The sequence below is a fragment of the Heliomarina baculiformis genome, assembly GCF_019966545.1.
Lineage (GTDB): Bacteria > Pseudomonadota > Alphaproteobacteria > Rhodobacterales > Rhodobacteraceae > Heliomarina > Heliomarina baculiformis.
This window is the reverse complement of the sequence record NZ_JAIMIC010000001.1, coordinates 144,749-159,345: the sequence shown is the minus strand read 5'-3', so window position 1 is coordinate 159,345 and position 14,597 is coordinate 144,749. Positions and strand designations below refer to the sequence as shown.

At 57.8% G+C, this 14,597-nt stretch carries 12 protein-coding genes and 1 pseudogene; 4 read left to right on the top strand and 9 right to left on the bottom strand.

Features of this window, described 5'->3' with window-relative positions; genetic code table 11:
- The 9 genes and pseudogenes from MF268_RS00715 to MF268_RS00675 form a co-directional block, all read right to left on the bottom strand.
- On the bottom strand, nt 1–987 hold the full coding sequence (locus MF268_RS00715) for an imelysin family protein (protein ID WP_238368999.1): 987 nt from the start codon (nt 985–987) through the stop codon (nt 1–3).
- On the bottom strand, nt 984–2,528 hold the full coding sequence (locus MF268_RS00710; protein WP_238368998.1) for a di-heme oxidoreductase family protein: 1,545 nt from the start codon (nt 2,526–2,528) through the stop codon (nt 984–986). The genes MF268_RS00715 and MF268_RS00710 overlap by 4 nt, the downstream gene beginning before the upstream one ends.
- On the bottom strand, nt 2,488–2,973 hold the full coding sequence (gene bfr, locus MF268_RS00705; protein WP_238368997.1) for a bacterioferritin: 486 nt from the start codon (nt 2,971–2,973) through the stop codon (nt 2,488–2,490). Before bfr ends, MF268_RS00710 begins: the two co-directional genes overlap by 41 nt.
- 26 nt (nt 2,974–2,999) lie before the next feature.
- Nucleotides 3,000–3,215, bottom strand: a pseudogene (locus MF268_RS00700) ((2Fe-2S)-binding protein); the annotation flags it as partial.
- A gap of 3 nt (nt 3,216–3,218) precedes the next feature.
- Nucleotides 3,219–3,512: a hypothetical protein gene (locus MF268_RS00695; protein ID WP_238368995.1), complete on the bottom strand. Its 294-nt coding sequence runs from the start codon at nt 3,510–3,512 to the stop codon at nt 3,219–3,221.
- The gene (locus MF268_RS00690) at nt 3,509–4,771 is read right to left on the bottom strand and encodes an imelysin family protein (protein ID WP_238368994.1); all 1,263 of its coding nucleotides are present in this window, start codon (nt 4,769–4,771) and stop codon (nt 3,509–3,511) included. The genes MF268_RS00695 and MF268_RS00690 overlap by 4 nt, the downstream gene beginning before the upstream one ends.
- Before the next feature lie 283 nt (nt 4,772–5,054).
- The gene (locus tag MF268_RS00685) at nt 5,055–5,852 is read right to left on the bottom strand and encodes an acyl-homoserine-lactone synthase (protein ID WP_238368993.1); all 798 of its coding nucleotides are present in this window, start codon (nt 5,850–5,852) and stop codon (nt 5,055–5,057) included.
- Between the two features lie 240 nt (nt 5,853–6,092).
- Nucleotides 6,093–7,472, bottom strand: a complete 1,380-nt coding sequence (locus MF268_RS00680) for a sensor histidine kinase (protein WP_238368992.1) — start codon at nt 7,470–7,472, stop codon at nt 6,093–6,095.
- Nucleotides 7,473–7,692: 220 nt separating this feature from the next.
- On the bottom strand, nt 7,693–8,811 hold the full coding sequence (locus MF268_RS00675; RefSeq protein WP_238368991.1) for a response regulator: 1,119 nt from the start codon (nt 8,809–8,811) through the stop codon (nt 7,693–7,695).
- Between the two features lie 419 nt (nt 8,812–9,230).
- Here MF268_RS00675 and MF268_RS00670 point away from each other — a divergent pair, with 419 nt between their 5' ends.
- Genes MF268_RS00670 through MF268_RS00655 form a run of 4 tightly spaced genes read left to right on the top strand, consistent with a single transcriptional unit; the run spans nt 9,231 to nt 14,483 of the window.
- Nucleotides 9,231–10,607 carry a serine/threonine protein kinase gene (locus MF268_RS00670; protein ID WP_238368990.1) on the top strand — a complete coding sequence of 459 codons (1,377 nt, stop codon included), beginning with the start codon at nt 9,231–9,233 and terminating at the stop codon, nt 10,605–10,607.
- A gap of 12 nt (nt 10,608–10,619) precedes the next feature.
- Nucleotides 10,620–12,335, top strand: coding sequence for an FHA domain-containing protein (locus tag MF268_RS00665; RefSeq protein WP_238368989.1), 1,716 nt, complete (start codon nt 10,620–10,622; stop codon nt 12,333–12,335).
- Nucleotides 12,319–13,266 carry a PP2C family protein-serine/threonine phosphatase gene (locus tag MF268_RS00660; protein ID WP_238368988.1) on the top strand — a complete coding sequence of 316 codons (948 nt, stop codon included), beginning with the start codon at nt 12,319–12,321 and terminating at the stop codon, nt 13,264–13,266. The genes MF268_RS00665 and MF268_RS00660 overlap by 17 nt, the downstream gene beginning before the upstream one ends.
- A gap of 2 nt (nt 13,267–13,268) precedes the next feature.
- Nucleotides 13,269–14,483 carry a dynamin family protein gene (locus MF268_RS00655; protein WP_238368987.1) on the top strand — a complete coding sequence of 405 codons (1,215 nt, stop codon included), beginning with the start codon at nt 13,269–13,271 and terminating at the stop codon, nt 14,481–14,483.
- Nucleotides 14,484–14,597 lie beyond the last annotated feature (114 nt).

The window sequence follows — 14,597 nt, the reverse complement described above, 5'->3', positions numbered from 1 at the left end:
TCAGTCTCCGTCCTGCGAATTGAACCCCGGCGCGATGCCAAGCGGCTTGCCGACTTCGGTTTCTATCGCTTCTTTCACGTCGCGCACCGTTTGTTGCAGCACCTCGACCCGCAGCCGCGCCTGAAGATCCGAGATATCCTGAAAGGACGGATCCTGAATATGCGACGCGGCCTCGGTTACCTTGTCCATCGCGAGGGACGTTTCAGGCAGCGGCTGGTTCGCCAGAACCTGCGCCAACTCATAAGCGGCCTGCACGGCCAGCAGGGAATTGCGCAGACTGCGCCCCGACCGCCATGCCTCGGCCCGTTTGGGGCGCGGGCGTTCAAAGGTTCCAAGGGGAGAGCCGAGCCGCGTGTCCGCCGTGAATTCAAGACCAGACACGATCTGCGTATAGAGCGCCCGCGTCGCTTCATCGGCGCTGAGATAGGTGGCATTCCCGCTGCCGCCCGCCCGGCTGAGCGTTTTGGCAAAATTTTCGCGCCACTCACTCTGAAGCGCCGCCGCCTGATGGTGGAGATCGAAGGCAATCGCGCGGACAAGCCCACAGGTATAATCCTCCTGCGTGTAGTCCGAAAAACGCGGGTCGTTCAGCAGCATGTCGAGTGCGTACAAGCCGCGCGCGGCAATCGAGACATCCATGAATGCTTCGGGATCCGATATGACGGGGTCCTTGTCAGCGATCATTGCGGACAGGCTCTTGGGCGTGAACCCGCGCGCATCCGGCCAAAAGGCAATCGACAAGGCGCGGGTTTCCGACGGCCCCATGTGCAGATCGGCAATCTGCATCCAGGCATCGAAGGCAGATTGGTATGGCGCATCGACATCGGCGGGCAGGCAGCTTTCCTGACTCGCCGCCGACAGCTTTGCCGTTGCGCTTTCGAACTTGTCGAAGCCGGGCAGGATCAGGTCATCCAGCGCCGAAGCCGTATCGGCGAGCGCGGGCAGGGGGGCGAAGGCGGCGCAAAGGGCAAGCAAGAGATGTTTCACAGGCTCTCCAGAAATTTGATCAATGCGGCGCGGTCGTCCGGATTAAGATCGACAACCCGGTCACGGGCCGCTTGCGCTTCGCCGCCATGCCAGAGCACGGCTTCGAGGAGGGTCCGCGCCCGGCCGTCATGCAAGTAGGTTTCAACGCCGCTTACCTGTTCCGTCAGACCGATCCCCCAGAGCGGCGGTGTCCGCCATTCCATCCCTGTGGCGCGGGCCTCGGGACGATGATCGGCAAGACCTTCGCCCATGTCATGCAGCAGCATGTCGGTATAGGGCCAGATCAGTTGGAAACTTTGTTCCGGTCGATCTTCCAGACGGTGTGTGACAAATTTCGGCGTGTGACAGGCCGTGCAGCCCGCTTCGTAAAAGACTTTCTTGCCCGCCAGAACCTCTGGTACGGCCTCATCCCGCCTTGCGGGCACCGCCAGATTACGGCTGTAAAAGGTCACGAGATCCAACCCGTCGGCATCGATCTCGAAACCATGCTGGGCCGCGTCATCGCCGTGGGGCGCATTCCGGCATTCTTCCTGCCTTGCGGTGCATTCGCCCCAAGGGTCAGGAAACAGCGGGTTCGATATGCCCATATCCCCGGCAAAGGCATTGGCCGATTGCTGGCGGATCGTCGGTGCCCCGGCTTTGAGACCGAAACGCCCGAGCATCACCTCATCGAATTCGATCGACCATTCCATGTTCACCCGGCCGGAAATGCCATCTCCATCCGCGTCCTCCGGATCGGCGAGGGCGAGAATATCCGCCGCAGGAACGGCTTCGAGCAGGCCAAGCCCGATCATCTGCGGCGCTACCCGAGGGCTGAGCATTGCGCCGTCGTGTAGCGGCCCGTAGCCAAGGTCTGCTGCTTGGTAGCTGGGGCTGCGCAACGTCGCAGTCTCGCCGCCTCTCAGCACGACATCGACATCCTCGTATGTGACGTCCAGCCGGTATTCAGCGGTTTGACCGGGCGTTCCGAAATCCTGAAGCTGTCCGCCATAGACCGGTTCAGGCGCCGTCGCGATGTAATCCGATATGCGCGAGACTTCGGCCTCGGGCGATCCCGGAATAGACACGCGGAGGAACATGGAGACGGCGGTATCGTCCGGACCTTCCGGCGGATGGCCACGCCCGTCCTTGATATGGCAGTTCTGGCAGCCACGGGCGTTGTAAAGCGGTCCCAACCCGTCCGACGCCAAGGTAGAGGAGGGGGCCGAGACCCAGATTTTGCGGAAGAGTCCGTTGCCGACCTTGAAATCGAGTTCGCGTTCGAAATCGATATTGCCGGAGGGCTGTGAAAACGCGTCGGCATTGTTCCGAACCCGGACTGTCGCTGCCCCGCCGGGCATGCCTTCGAAACGTTCGGGCTTGGAAAAGTCGGTTGTGGGTCGCGTGACGCGAGCAATGCGTTCTGCTTCGGCGCTGGTGCGCGGCACAACGTTCAGATGTGGGTCGCCCAGTTCGAAAGCGGCCGTGCTGCCCGCGATCAGAACGAGCGACCCGAAAAGACTACTCCGCCTCGTCCATCGGCAGAGCGTTGAGTTGAGCATATTTCTCTGCTCCAATTCTATCGAAGAGCTCGATCTGGGTTTCAAGAAAGTCGATGTGACCTTCTTCGTCGATCAGCAGTTCCTCGAACAGTTTCATGGAGACATAGTCCCCGACTTCGTTGCAGTAAGCACGTGCTTCCTTGTAAAGCGCCTGTGCTTCCTGCTCCGCCGCAAGGTCACAGTCAAGGGTTTCGCGCGGGGTTTCACCGATGCGTAGCGCGTCAAGCTTTTGCAGATTCGGATGACCGCCAAGGAAAATGATCCGGGTAATCAACTTGTCCGCGTGGTTCATCTCTTCGATGCTTTCCTCGCGGCTCTTCTTGGCCATGTGTCCCAGACCCCAATCGTCCTGCAGACGATAGTGCAGCCAATACTGGCTGACCGCGGTAAGTTCCGATCTCAGAGCTTGGTTCAGATATTCTATGACTTTTTTGTCGCCTTGCATGATCGCTTTTCCTTTGTGCGCATATCGCGCAGCGTTCTGAGTTCCATGGGAACTTCCATATTCTCATTTTTGCGCATAGTTGCAAGGAAGAGCGACATGCAGCCGCCGCAGTCAGCCGATTTTCCAAGTGCTCGATAGACTTTACCCGGAGTGATAAGCGCGCGCGTATCGGATGCCCGCATCCAGTCTATCGCGTTATCAATATCCTTGTCGGTGATATTCATGCAGTGACAGACGATCACGGTTCAAACTCCTGAGTGGAACGCGACGGACGCGCCGGTGGCATTTGATTTGAGACCAGTTTGGTCAAGAGCGGCAGGCTTGCCACCACAAATGATCCCAATCTCGAACTTGTGTCCGATACCGGTGGATTCAATCCTTTCGGCAATCGGGCTGTCGGTGTCGTAGCCGGTATAGGGCGCGAAAGATGACCGGTTTGCTACCGCATCGTTCGCTCCCCGAAAGTCGCACCAGATCGCATCACGCATCAGAAGGCCACGTTGCTCAACAATGAAATTCGGGGCGGCGGTTCGGCTCATTGGAAAACGGCGTTCGGATTGTCGAGGCTGTCTGAACCTTCAAAGGCGATGCCGTCCAGACCAAGGGTGGTCACGATCCGCTCAATGGACCGGGTCTGATCGATCAGCGCGTTGACGCCGCCCATCACCAGCTTCTCGCCTTCTTCGTTGCCCCGCTCCAGCATCATGTCATAGGAGAAACCGCCCTCGGCTGCTGTCTTGATCGCCCCAAGCGCCTCCATGGTCTCGTCCAGCCGCGTCTGCATCTCGCTATCTAGATCCGGCGCCTCGGCTTCCACGAGGTCGCTTAGCGAGGGACCTTCGATGACAGTGCCGTCGACGCGCGTATAGCTGCCGAGATAGACGTTCTGAACGCCTTTGCCGTCATAGTAGTGGCTGTTGTGGGTATTGTCCGAAAAACAGTCGTGCTCTTCTTCGGGATCGTTCAGCATCAGGCCAAGCCGCATGCGTTCACCGGCCTGTTCACCGTACGAAAGGCTGCCCATCCCGGTCAGCATCGTGACGAGCCCCGCGTCGGCGTCGGCAGTCACCTCGGCGCGGGCTTCGCCGCCATCGGCCCATTGCGCGACCATGAATTCAAGATCGTTTACCAAGAGATCGGTTGCCGCTTTCAGGTAATCGCCGCGCCGGTCGCAATTTTCATTCGTGCAGTCATCGCCGCTGGCATAATCGGTCCACGGGCGGTCGCCCGCGCCCAGCTCCGTTCCATTAAGATCCTGCCCCCAAAGGAGAAACTCAATGGCGTGGTACCCCCGTGCGACATTCGTTTCGATGCCGTCCGCCTCGTTCAAGGTGTCCGCGATAAGCTCGGGTGTGATGGTGCTTGCATCGACTGTCTTGCCCGCGACGTTGATTTCCGGGTTCGCGATGACGTTCAACGCGGCCAGTTCATTCGCATCCGTCGGCCCGCCATAAGAAGCGTCGACATAGTCGATCAGACCCTCGTCCAGCGGCCATGCGTTCACCTTGCCTTCCCAGTCATCGACGATGGCATTGCCGAAGCGAAATACTTCGGTCTGCTGGTAGGGCACCCGGGCCGCCAGCCAAGCCTCTCGCGCCGCAGCCATCGTGTCTTCCGAAGGCGATTTGATCAGCGCATCGACAGCATCCTGAAGCGTCTTTGCCGTTGCAAGGCTATCCGCATATCCCGCCTCGGCAATATCGGCGTAGGTTGCGACGACTTCTGACTTTTCAAGCGCAAATCCCGCGCCTCCGAGGCTACAGAAAACGGCTGTTGTCGCGAGAAGTGTACGAAGCATTACTAGTCCTTTTGGGCGCGTGTGCCGGGGCAGTCCCCGAAAGCGTGGGCTGTCTACCTGCGACCAACCGTCTGTCTGGCGGATCACAGGTTCTTTCCGCCATACCTGACAAAAAAACTTAGACCGGTCAATCCTGACTTTTTTTCTTTGATATTGGCGCAGTTTCAATTGCCTAGGTCTAGCCAACAGTAAAAAGGCCGCATAAAGCGGCCTGAGGGCGCCGAATGCGCCTGTCCTTAACTGGTATCGCTGTCCGGATGGCCCCCAGAGGGGCCAAGTATGCTCAGTTTTCCTGAGGGTTACCTACCGAACAGGCCCATTTCAGCTGGTCTTCGATGTTGAAAAGCGCAGCCTGGCTTGTCGTCCGGCCGATGGTGAATTTCGGTCCGATTGGCACGGCATAAAGGCCAAGTCGACGCAGCCAGCGCGACCATACGGCGGGCACAATGCCGATAACGTGATTGGCCTTCATCTCATGTGCGGTCAGGACCATCTGGCGCATCAGCAGGGTCTGGACTTCGCTCCGCCGCGCGGCAGGGACATGTTCCGAGATAAACAGGCGCGATGCTTCCATGATCGTGTCGGAAACCGGTGCTTCGAAAAACAGTACATCGGTCGGAAAATCGCGCAGATATCCCAGCTGTCCATCCCGAAGCATGTAAGAATAGGTGCCGCAGACAGCGGTCGTCGGCAATAGCCGGATCCCGCCATAGACATCGCCATTTTCATGCAGAATGATCCAGCGGCACATTGGGGTGTCATACTGATCGAATTCCATTGAATCGACATGCGGCAATTTCCATTCCAGCCGGTCGATAAATACGGATTTCCTTTCCATCATGTATTTCGGAAGCAGGCTTCCGTAATTGCCCATGTTCAGAAAGGACAGCGTATCTGAGCGCAATTCATTTTGACCGCCCAGAGGACGAACATCAGAACTCGCATCAGACGTCTTTGCCGCCCGGCTCAGAAAGTCGGGCCGGCCATCTTCAAGTATCTTGAGGGCATCCCTAAACGGAGCAAGCTCGGGGAAAACCTTTGCCTGCGGTTCGGGTGCGACGCCATTGCGAGTATGTTTCATTCATGCCTCAGTATTTTTTATCCTTGATAGATGCTCAGGTTGCAGGGCGTCTACATATTTTCGCCACAATCTCAGACTGGTGTGCCAATTGGCAACATTACCACACGTCACGCGGCACCTTATTGTGCATTGTTTCTGATCAATTGACAGTGTTGTGCAACGAATTGGTAACAAATCTGTATTTGCCACCGAATCAAGCAGAGCGTGAGTCGTTGAGTGCCTACTCGCGCTTGAGAGCGATCAGGCCGCTTCTGCCTGGGACCAGGAGGCGAACTCGATGTAGAAGGTCGTGCCGCTGCCCATCTTGCTGGTGTAGTCGATAATCCCGTCGTGATGCTCCACGATTTGTTTCGAGATGCTCAACCCAAGACCGGTGCCACCGACTTCTCGCTGATCGGTCGAATCCACCTGCGTGAACTTGCCAAAGACTTTCTCGTAGGAATCTTCGGGAATACCCCGGCCGGTATCGGTGACCGTGATGCGGACTAGATCGTCGTGGCGTTGGAAACCGACTACCACGGTGCCACCTTTGTTCGAGAATTTCACCGCGTTCGAGATCATGTTGGACATGACCTGGGCCAGTCGTTTTGCGTCGCCGCGAATATAGGCTTCGTCTCGTTCATCCATCTCGTACTCAAGACCGATTTTGAGCGAATCCGCGTATCCACGGTTCATTTCAACCGAGTCGCGTACCAGCTCGCGCACGTCCAGCGGGGTAAAGGAATAGCGGATTTCGCCGGCTTCGATCTTTTGCAGATCGAGAATGTCGTTGATGAGATCTGCCAGCCGGGCACTATTCTTGCCCGCAATGTTCATGATCGGCTTCATCTTGTCGGGCAGGGGGCCAAGCGCCCCCGAATTCAGCAGGTCGAGCGAACCCTTGATCGACGTGAGCGGCGTACGCAGCTCGTGGCTCACAACCGCGACAAATTGCGACTTCACGCGATAGGCGGCCTTTGTCCTTTCATGCTCGGCCTGAAGATCTTCTAGCTGGCGCATGTTCTTGCGGTAAAATTTCAGGAAGACAAAGGAACAATCGATGACGAAGTAAAGAACAAAGACGACCGTGAAGAAATGAAGCCATAGCTCGGATGACAGGGGCGGGCGCACGACAAAGATATCCATCAGCGCGATCGCAAAGAAGGTTGCGGCATAGATGGATAGTCGCACCGCCAGCACGCTGAAGATCTGGTGGTTGTTCATCGCCGCGAACAGCGCGGCCGCGAATAGGAAGAACAGGGGCGTGAAATGCCCGCCGATACTTTGTTGTTGCGCAACGATAAAAATGAATATGCAGATGCCAAGCGCACTGAGGATCGTGTTGAAGATGATCCAGCGCTTGTACATCCGGCATTTTTTCTCGGACAGCCAAGGCTCTCGGGTCACCCGTCGGCATAGGATGAGATCGTTCAGCTCTGTGAACAGGACAGCGCCGTAGCAGGCCAGCGATTTCAGCGGATCGAAATAGAACATGGTGAGGATGGCCGCCGCGCCAAAAATGGCCTGGCGCTGCCAGATCAACCCCATCGTTGCCCAAAAATAATCGCGTATCTGGCGTTCTTCCCGCGACATCGCGGGAACCGCGTCAGCTACTTCGGTATTCTGGTCAACAAGAGTCATTGTCTGCTCGATCCATGACGAGGTTTTGTATTTAATACTTAATAATTGCGTTTACTGTTCGAATGAAAGGTGTCTTTTCTAAGGCTTTAGAGAAGGCAGGGCGTTTGGCCCGCGCGAAAACATTGTTTTCGCTGGATAAAATCATGATAGCATATGCGTTGAACTCGGTCGCCAGAAGCGTTCGCTGTCATACGGGGGCGCTGCCGCTTGTCGCGGCAGGCTAGTCGTTGCGAAGGGACGGTTCTTCCCGGAACAGTTCCTGAAGAACATTCTGGTACTGACGCTTGCGTACTGTCTCGGGTTCGCTGGCGGCATTGGGGCCGGAATACAGACGGCGCGGCGTATTCTGCTCTTCGCGCATGATCTGGTCGCGCATGTTCACGCTCTCGATGGCCCGGTTGATCGACATAAGCGATCCGGATTTCGACAGCGAGCGCAGGGATACGCTGTCACCGGTGATCACGCTGGCTTCGTTCGCGCCTTGGCGCTGCGCCTGAAGGGTGTGCAGCATCTTGTTCAGATCGTCTTCAAGATCCTGACCATTGCCGCTGAACCGGCTGTGACGCACCATCAGGAAGACCCCGTCGCCGCGATAGCTGATGATATCGCCGGTCTTTTTGGTCTGGTTTGCCATCGCAAGCGCGACATCGCGCAGAACAGTCTCGAACGCATCAACTGAAAGCCGTTCGTGCATCTCCTCGACATTGGCAATCTTCACGGCCGCCGCATGGGTATTGAACATCCGGCCCTGCGACAACTGCATGATATAGTTGTCGAATTCCGTATAGCGCAGGATGCGGTCGATACCCTCGATGGAAACCGGCTCGCTCAGCGGGAATTTAGGTTTGCTGGCCGCCTTGCTGCGCGAATGCGCGGTTTCAGCGATGCGGCGTTCCTGCACAAGTCGCTGAGCCGCCGACATGCGGCTGCGCAGTTCGAGGAAGTCGAACGGCTTGGTCACGTAATCCGTCGCACCGGCTACAAATGCCAGATCCACGTATTCCCGGTCGGACATCGCGGTCAGCATCAGGATCGGTGACTGACGATAGGCGGGAAGCTTGCGGATTTCCTTGCAGAGCATGATGCCGTTCATGTTCGGCATCTGGATGTCCAGCAGGAAACAATCAAAGGGCTTTTCCTGACGCTCGATCAGCTTGAGAGCATTGGCCCCGGAATCGGATATGGAAATGTTGAAGTGGAACGCGGATAGGGCAGTCTTCAGCAGCTGAAGAATGTTATGGTCGTCATCTACTGCGAGTACACGCAATTCTTCCTGAAGACGGGCGCGGCGAGACAGCTTTTCTTGAAATGTGCTGTCTACATTACTTTCTGCGTTCACCGGTATTCTCCACTCGTGGATTACTCAACTGGTTAATTGCTATACGCGAAATTTGCCCAAATCGTGGCGACAATCCGGCCAACCCCTGTTTTTTAGTATAAATCTACGAATTGCGCTCGAAACCGGCTGTGATCATTGGCTTTCCAATGTTTCCGAACTTTGCACAAAAGGCAATGATCTACGCCTCTTGTTGTACCGGAGCGTCAATTTTAGACCGCTTTTTTTTAATAAATGTGATGCTGGCCGCTTCAATTGAATGAACATTTTTCCGCTCGCGGGCGCGCAGGTCATTCGATTGGCCCGATTGAACCACGTTGTGGACACAATTTCCGCGCAACGTGTAGGGGTCGCGCGCAGTCTAATGTCTGATCGTGTCGCGGCTGAACCAACTATTGGATTCGGTGAGAGAGCTGACGGTCGTGTTTGATACCTCGTCCACACAGGATAACGATCAGGTCGATGAGCTGCCGGCAGGGACCACTCTGCTGCGTGGTCAGTACGTTATCGAACAGTACATGGTGCAGGGCGGGTTCGGCATCACCTACCTCGCACGCGACAGTCTAGACCGCCAATATGTGATCAAGGAATGCTTTCCCGGTGCGCTATGCTGCCGGGTAGATGGCAAGCTCCAGCCGCAATCACCCGACCTCGCGGACAAGTGCCAATCCATTTTGCGGCACTTCTTGCGCGAGGCGCGCCGTGTCGCCAAGCTGGATCATCCCAATATCGTCCACGTCCACCAGGTGTTCGAGGAAAACAACACCGCCTACATGGCGATGGAGGTTGTTCCGGGCGAAGACCTGCTGGCGATCATGGATACCAACCCCGACCGGCTGACCGGCGATGTCCTGTCGCAGATGCTATGCGATGCGCTGACGGCGATCAGCTATATTCATGAACTCGGCATTCTCCACCGCGATATCTCGCCCGATAACTTCCTGTTGGACCCCGACAATCATCTGACCCTGATCGATTTCGGCGCGGCCCGCGAACGCGCTGGCAAGGAACACCGCGCGCTTTCCAACCTACTTGCGGTGAAGGATGGCTACTCTCCCCATGAATTCTACCTGACCGATGTGCCGCAGGGCGCGTCGAGCGATCTCTATTCTCTGGGGGCGACCTTTTATCACCTGATCACCGGAGAGGCGCCGCCCAACAGCCAGGACCGCGTCGCCGCCCTGGCTGCGCATCAGGCTGATCCGTACGTGCCGCTTGCCTCGGGCGGGTGGGATCTCGACTTTAATATATTGCAGACCATCGATCGCGCGCTTGAGGTTCTGCCGCGCGATCGTATCGCGTCGGCCGCTGAATGGCTGGGCATGCTCGATATCGCGCCGCCGCCGGTGGTTGAGGAAGAAATAGAAGAGCCCAGCAGCGAAGTCGAATTGACCCGCGTGATTTCGCGGCTTGTGGAAGACACCAACCGGCAGGTGCAGCAGGGCATGCCCGGTGACGCGGCGCTTCAGGCCGAACGGAAAAAGAAGCGGAAACGCGCGCGTCTGCTCGATCAGGAACTGGAAGACGGTCCCAAGGAATTGGTCGATATCTTTGGCGCGCCAATCGAGAACCTTGATTTCTGGCTTCGGGAGAACGGCGAACACCCGAATACCGCGCCAAAGCAAATGCAACCCAAATCCATCAAACCTCGTGTGCAAGAAGAAGAGGCGACAGACGCGGTGCAGGACGATGCCCAGCCTGAGGGGACAAGGGCGTCGGGCGGTTCCGGGCTGGTGAAATTGTTTACGTCCTGCCTGCCAATCCGTCGCTCTTCGAATTGGTCGCCGATCCAAAACTAAAGGATACGAAGCATGAAATTCATTCGAGACATTATTTCCGAAAAACGTGCGCAGGCCGCAGCCGGCGGGCAGAACAGTACGGGAAAGGCGAAATCTACGCTTGTTCTCTCCGATGAATTCATCGCGCCGCTATCCGAGGTGATGCGCGACCGGGAGCAGGACCTAGTTCCCCGCGATAAGGTTACCCGCCGCGACATCGACTCCTTCGAATTCGATGCGGCCCGGTTGAGCGGTATGCTCCGGGAAACCCCCGCTGCAAAGGCACCCACGGTCGAGGAAGATGTGATCCGGGAAGAAGAGCATCTCGCCGAAGCCATCGAAGAGGTAGAAGACGTCGCGGTGCCGGAATTCGCCGCTTCGAAAATCGAGGAAACCGACGAAGGGCCGGAAGAGGGCTTGTTCAGCGATCTTGATGATGCGAATGACGCCGGTCAGGAAGATGCCGATTACGATTTCGACGTGTTCGACGAAGAGGTTGACGACCTCGAAGAGGCCGAGGACGAGTTCACCCGTACCCTCGACCGGATCGTCGCCGCAACCGATGACGAGCCCGAGGAAGAGATGAGCCTCGCGGAAGAGGGCGGCATTTCGGAAGAAGAAGCCTTTGCCGAAGAGCAAGCCTACGCCGAAGCCGAGGACGAACCTGTCGAAGAGCCCGCCGGGATCGAAGCCGAGATGGCTGACGAGACGCTTGAATTCGAAGAGGATGAATTCGAACCCGAACTCGATGAAGAAGACGACAGCGCCCTCAATGCGGGCATCATGTCTGTCCTCTCTGCCCAGCGTGAGGAAACGCAGGTTGCCGCCGAGGAAGAAACATCGGAATACGCTTTCGACGCAGAGGATGAACTCGAAGAAATAGAAGCCTTCGCGGACGAGGAAGAACCCTCCGAGCCTCTGCCTGTTGCGGAAGAGGTTGAGCCCGAGCCCGTCGCCGAACAGGTTGCGCCGGAACGCACCGATGAAGAGCGCCGGGTTGCGCTGTTGCGCCGCTTTGCCGCGATGGAAGCCAAGGTGCAGGAACCGGAATACGACGACGAAGAAGAGCAGGCCAGCGCTCCTATGGAAAATGGATGGACCGGCGCCATACCGCGCCCCGTACGTGCGCCCGCGCCGCTCGAAACCGCCGAAGCCCCGCAAACTGCTCGCCTGCGCCGCGCAGTGCCTGAACAGCCGAAAGTCGCGGCACCAGTGGCAGAAACCTCGCCGGTCGATGTTCCAGCCCCTGCGGCTGGACGCGCATCGCGCCGCGCAGGTCGTGTCAAAACCCGGCTGCTCGGGTTCAGCAACAACGAAACTCAGGCGGCTGATCCCTTTGCCGAAAGCCCGGCGCCTCGTTCAACCCAGGCGGAATTCCCGGTCGGCTGGCTGATTATCGTGAACGGCCCCGGACGCGGTACATGCTTTACGCTGCAAAACGGCGTGGCACAGATCGGTCGCGGCGAAGATCAGGCCGTACGTCTGGATTTCGGCGACAACTCGATCTCGCGGGCCAATCACGCGGCCGTCGCCTATGACGCGGAAAGCCGGAAATTCTACCTTGGCCATGGCGGCAAGGCGAACCTCGTGCGCCTCAATAACCGCCCCGTGCTCAGCACCGAAGAGCTCGACACCGGCAACCTGATCCGGATCGGCGAGACAACGCTGCGTTTCGTGGCCCTCTGTGGCAAGGATTTCGACTGGACCGCATCTCAAGAGGATAAACCGCGACATGTATCCTTTGGCTGAGCTGAGCTACGAGGCGGCCTCGGCGCAAAGCCGGGGACGTCGGGAATATCAGGAAGATTCAATCGCCTGTGATTTCCCGGTTGGTGTCGGAATGGGCTTTGCCGTCCTTGCCGATGGAATGGGCGGTCATGCCGCCGGCGACATCGCCAGCAAGATCGCAGTGACCGAAGTTTTCAGCGAGCTGAAATTCAATGGCGGGGACCCGGAGTGTCTGACCGGTATCGGAGACATCCTGCGCAACGCCGTGCTTGGGGCAAATGAATGCCTCCGCTTTCACGCCGAGCAGAACCCTGAAACCGAAGGCATGGGCACCACGCTGGTGGCCCCTGTTCTGATGGGGGACAGCCTGCACTGGATTTCAGTCGGGGATTCACCGCTTTACCTATTCCGCGACGGTCAGCTCTCCCGGTTGAACGAAGACCATTCGATGGGCCCGCAGATCAATTACATGGTCGATAACGGGCTTCTGGATTCACGGCAGGGTGCGCTGCACCCGGATCGCAACTGCCTGACCTCGGTGCTGATCGGTGGCCCCATCGCGCAGATCGACTGCCCGGCGGAGCCCGTCCGCCTTTATCCCGACGATATCATCGTTGTCGCCAGCGATGGCCTGCAATTCCTTGCGGATCAGGAGATCTCTAACCTGATCGCGGCCCATGCCGACCGGAGCAGCGCCGAAATCGGGACCGTACTCTTGCGCGAAATCGAAGCGCTCGACGACCCAGATCAGGACAATATCTCGGTCTGCGTCATCCGTGTTAGCGAAAAGCGCGAAGTACTCGAAGAGCCAACCGTCTCTGTCGGCGCCATGCAGGGCACTGAACAGCGCGTCATCCGCAACCGAAACGGGTTCGCGTTCATGGCCAGTTCATCCAAGACAGACTCGCGGAACGTGATGACCTATCGGCTGTCGATGGAGAAATCCGCGTGACGATGAGCCATCCTTTAGAGCCCGTCGTTCAACGTCTGCAATCCGCGCTCGAAGGCGATGTCTTTCCGAGTGAATGGCACCAGTGGGGCACCCGACTCCTCGATCATCTGCGCAAGCCGGTTCAGGTGGCCGTGGTCGGCATGCACGGCAGCGGTAAATCCGCGCTGATCAACATGTTGCTTGGTCAGCAGGCGATCCCGAGGGTGCAGGATATTCCGGTGATCGAAATCGCGCATGGTCTCAAGCCGCGCTCCCTGTTCGAGCTCGACGATGGCACCTGCATTCGGCGCAGCGGCGAATTCCAGGCACGTGACGTACCGGAAAACACGGTGCGCGCCCGCGTTGAACTCGATGACGATTCCCTGTTGCGTCAGAATTTCGTCGAAGTCGGGCTGACCGATAACGCGGGCCATCAGGCCTCGATGGTCAACTGGATCACCCAATGGGCCGATATCGTCCTGTGGTGTACCGAGAGCTTTGACGAAACCGAACAGCGGCTCTGGGCCGGGGTGCCGGATGATATCAAGGATCACAGCTTTCTCGTTCTGACGATGGCCGACCGGCAGATGATGCGTGGGGTGCTGCAACAGCGTATCGAAGAGCTGGAGCCCATTGTTTCAGAGGAATTCCTCTGCCTTTACCCGATTGCCACGGAACAGGCGATCACCGCGCGCACAGCTGGACCGAACCTCAACCATGCGCTGTGGAAATCGAGCGGCGGCGAACAACTGATGTCCGGCGTGTCCCAGCAGATCGAAAACGGCCGTACTGCGGACATGGATCAGGCGCAGATGCTGTTGAACAAGTTCGTTCGTGAAGCGGACCGGATCGTAAACCTGCCCGCGAGCATCGCCGATGTGCGCCCTGCCGCAGTCAAGCCCGGCAGCAAGGACCCAACCCTGGAGAGCGCGCTCAAGCTGCTGCAGGATTGCGCCAATGACATGCTGGCCGAATATGCCAATCAGAAAGAGCCGCAGGCCGAGAAAATCCTCAACAAATGCGTGGAGTCGGCCAACCGCCTTGCCGAGATGCTTCAGGCGACCGACCCGCGCGACCTGATGGCGCAGGATCTGCAACTCGATACCGAAGACAGCGCCGAAATGATGCTGCTCTTCCAGTTGGAACGGGATGAAGATGCGGCTGTGGATGCGGTCACGCTCTTGTTGCAACTCAAAAAGGAAATCGCGCACGCGGCGGGCGCACCGAAACAGTCCTAAGGCCCTGCCTCGGATAGGCCTCATTTCAAACATAGTTTCGTAACGAAAGGGGCTGAGACTGAGAGCTGGGGAGGTTCGCGCAAAAGGGGGAAACCCTGAAAGATCAACGCCATA

Coding starts and splice junctions, on each gene's coding strand:
- MF268_RS00710 (WP_238368998.1), bottom strand. CDS start 2,528: ATGCTCAACTCAACGCTCTGCCGATGGACGAGGCGGAGTAGTCTTTTC.
- bfr (WP_238368997.1), bottom strand. CDS start 2,973: ATGCAAGGCGACAAAAAAGTCATAGAATATCTGAACCAAGCTCTGAGA.
- MF268_RS00695 (WP_238368995.1), bottom strand. CDS start 3,512: ATGAGCCGAACCGCCGCCCCGAATTTCATTGTTGAGCAACGTGGCCTT.
- MF268_RS00690 (WP_238368994.1), bottom strand. CDS start 4,771: ATGCTTCGTACACTTCTCGCGACAACAGCCGTTTTCTGTAGCCTCGGA.
- MF268_RS00685 (WP_238368993.1), bottom strand. CDS start 5,852: ATGAAACATACTCGCAATGGCGTCGCACCCGAACCGCAGGCAAAGGTT.
- MF268_RS00680 (WP_238368992.1), bottom strand. CDS start 7,472: ATGACTCTTGTTGACCAGAATACCGAAGTAGCTGACGCGGTTCCCGCG.
- MF268_RS00665 (WP_238368989.1), top strand. CDS start 10,620: ATGAAATTCATTCGAGACATTATTTCCGAAAAACGTGCGCAGGCCGCA.
- MF268_RS00660 (WP_238368988.1), top strand. CDS start 12,319: ATGTATCCTTTGGCTGAGCTGAGCTACGAGGCGGCCTCGGCGCAAAGC.
- MF268_RS00655 (WP_238368987.1), top strand. CDS start 13,269: ATGAGCCATCCTTTAGAGCCCGTCGTTCAACGTCTGCAATCCGCGCTC.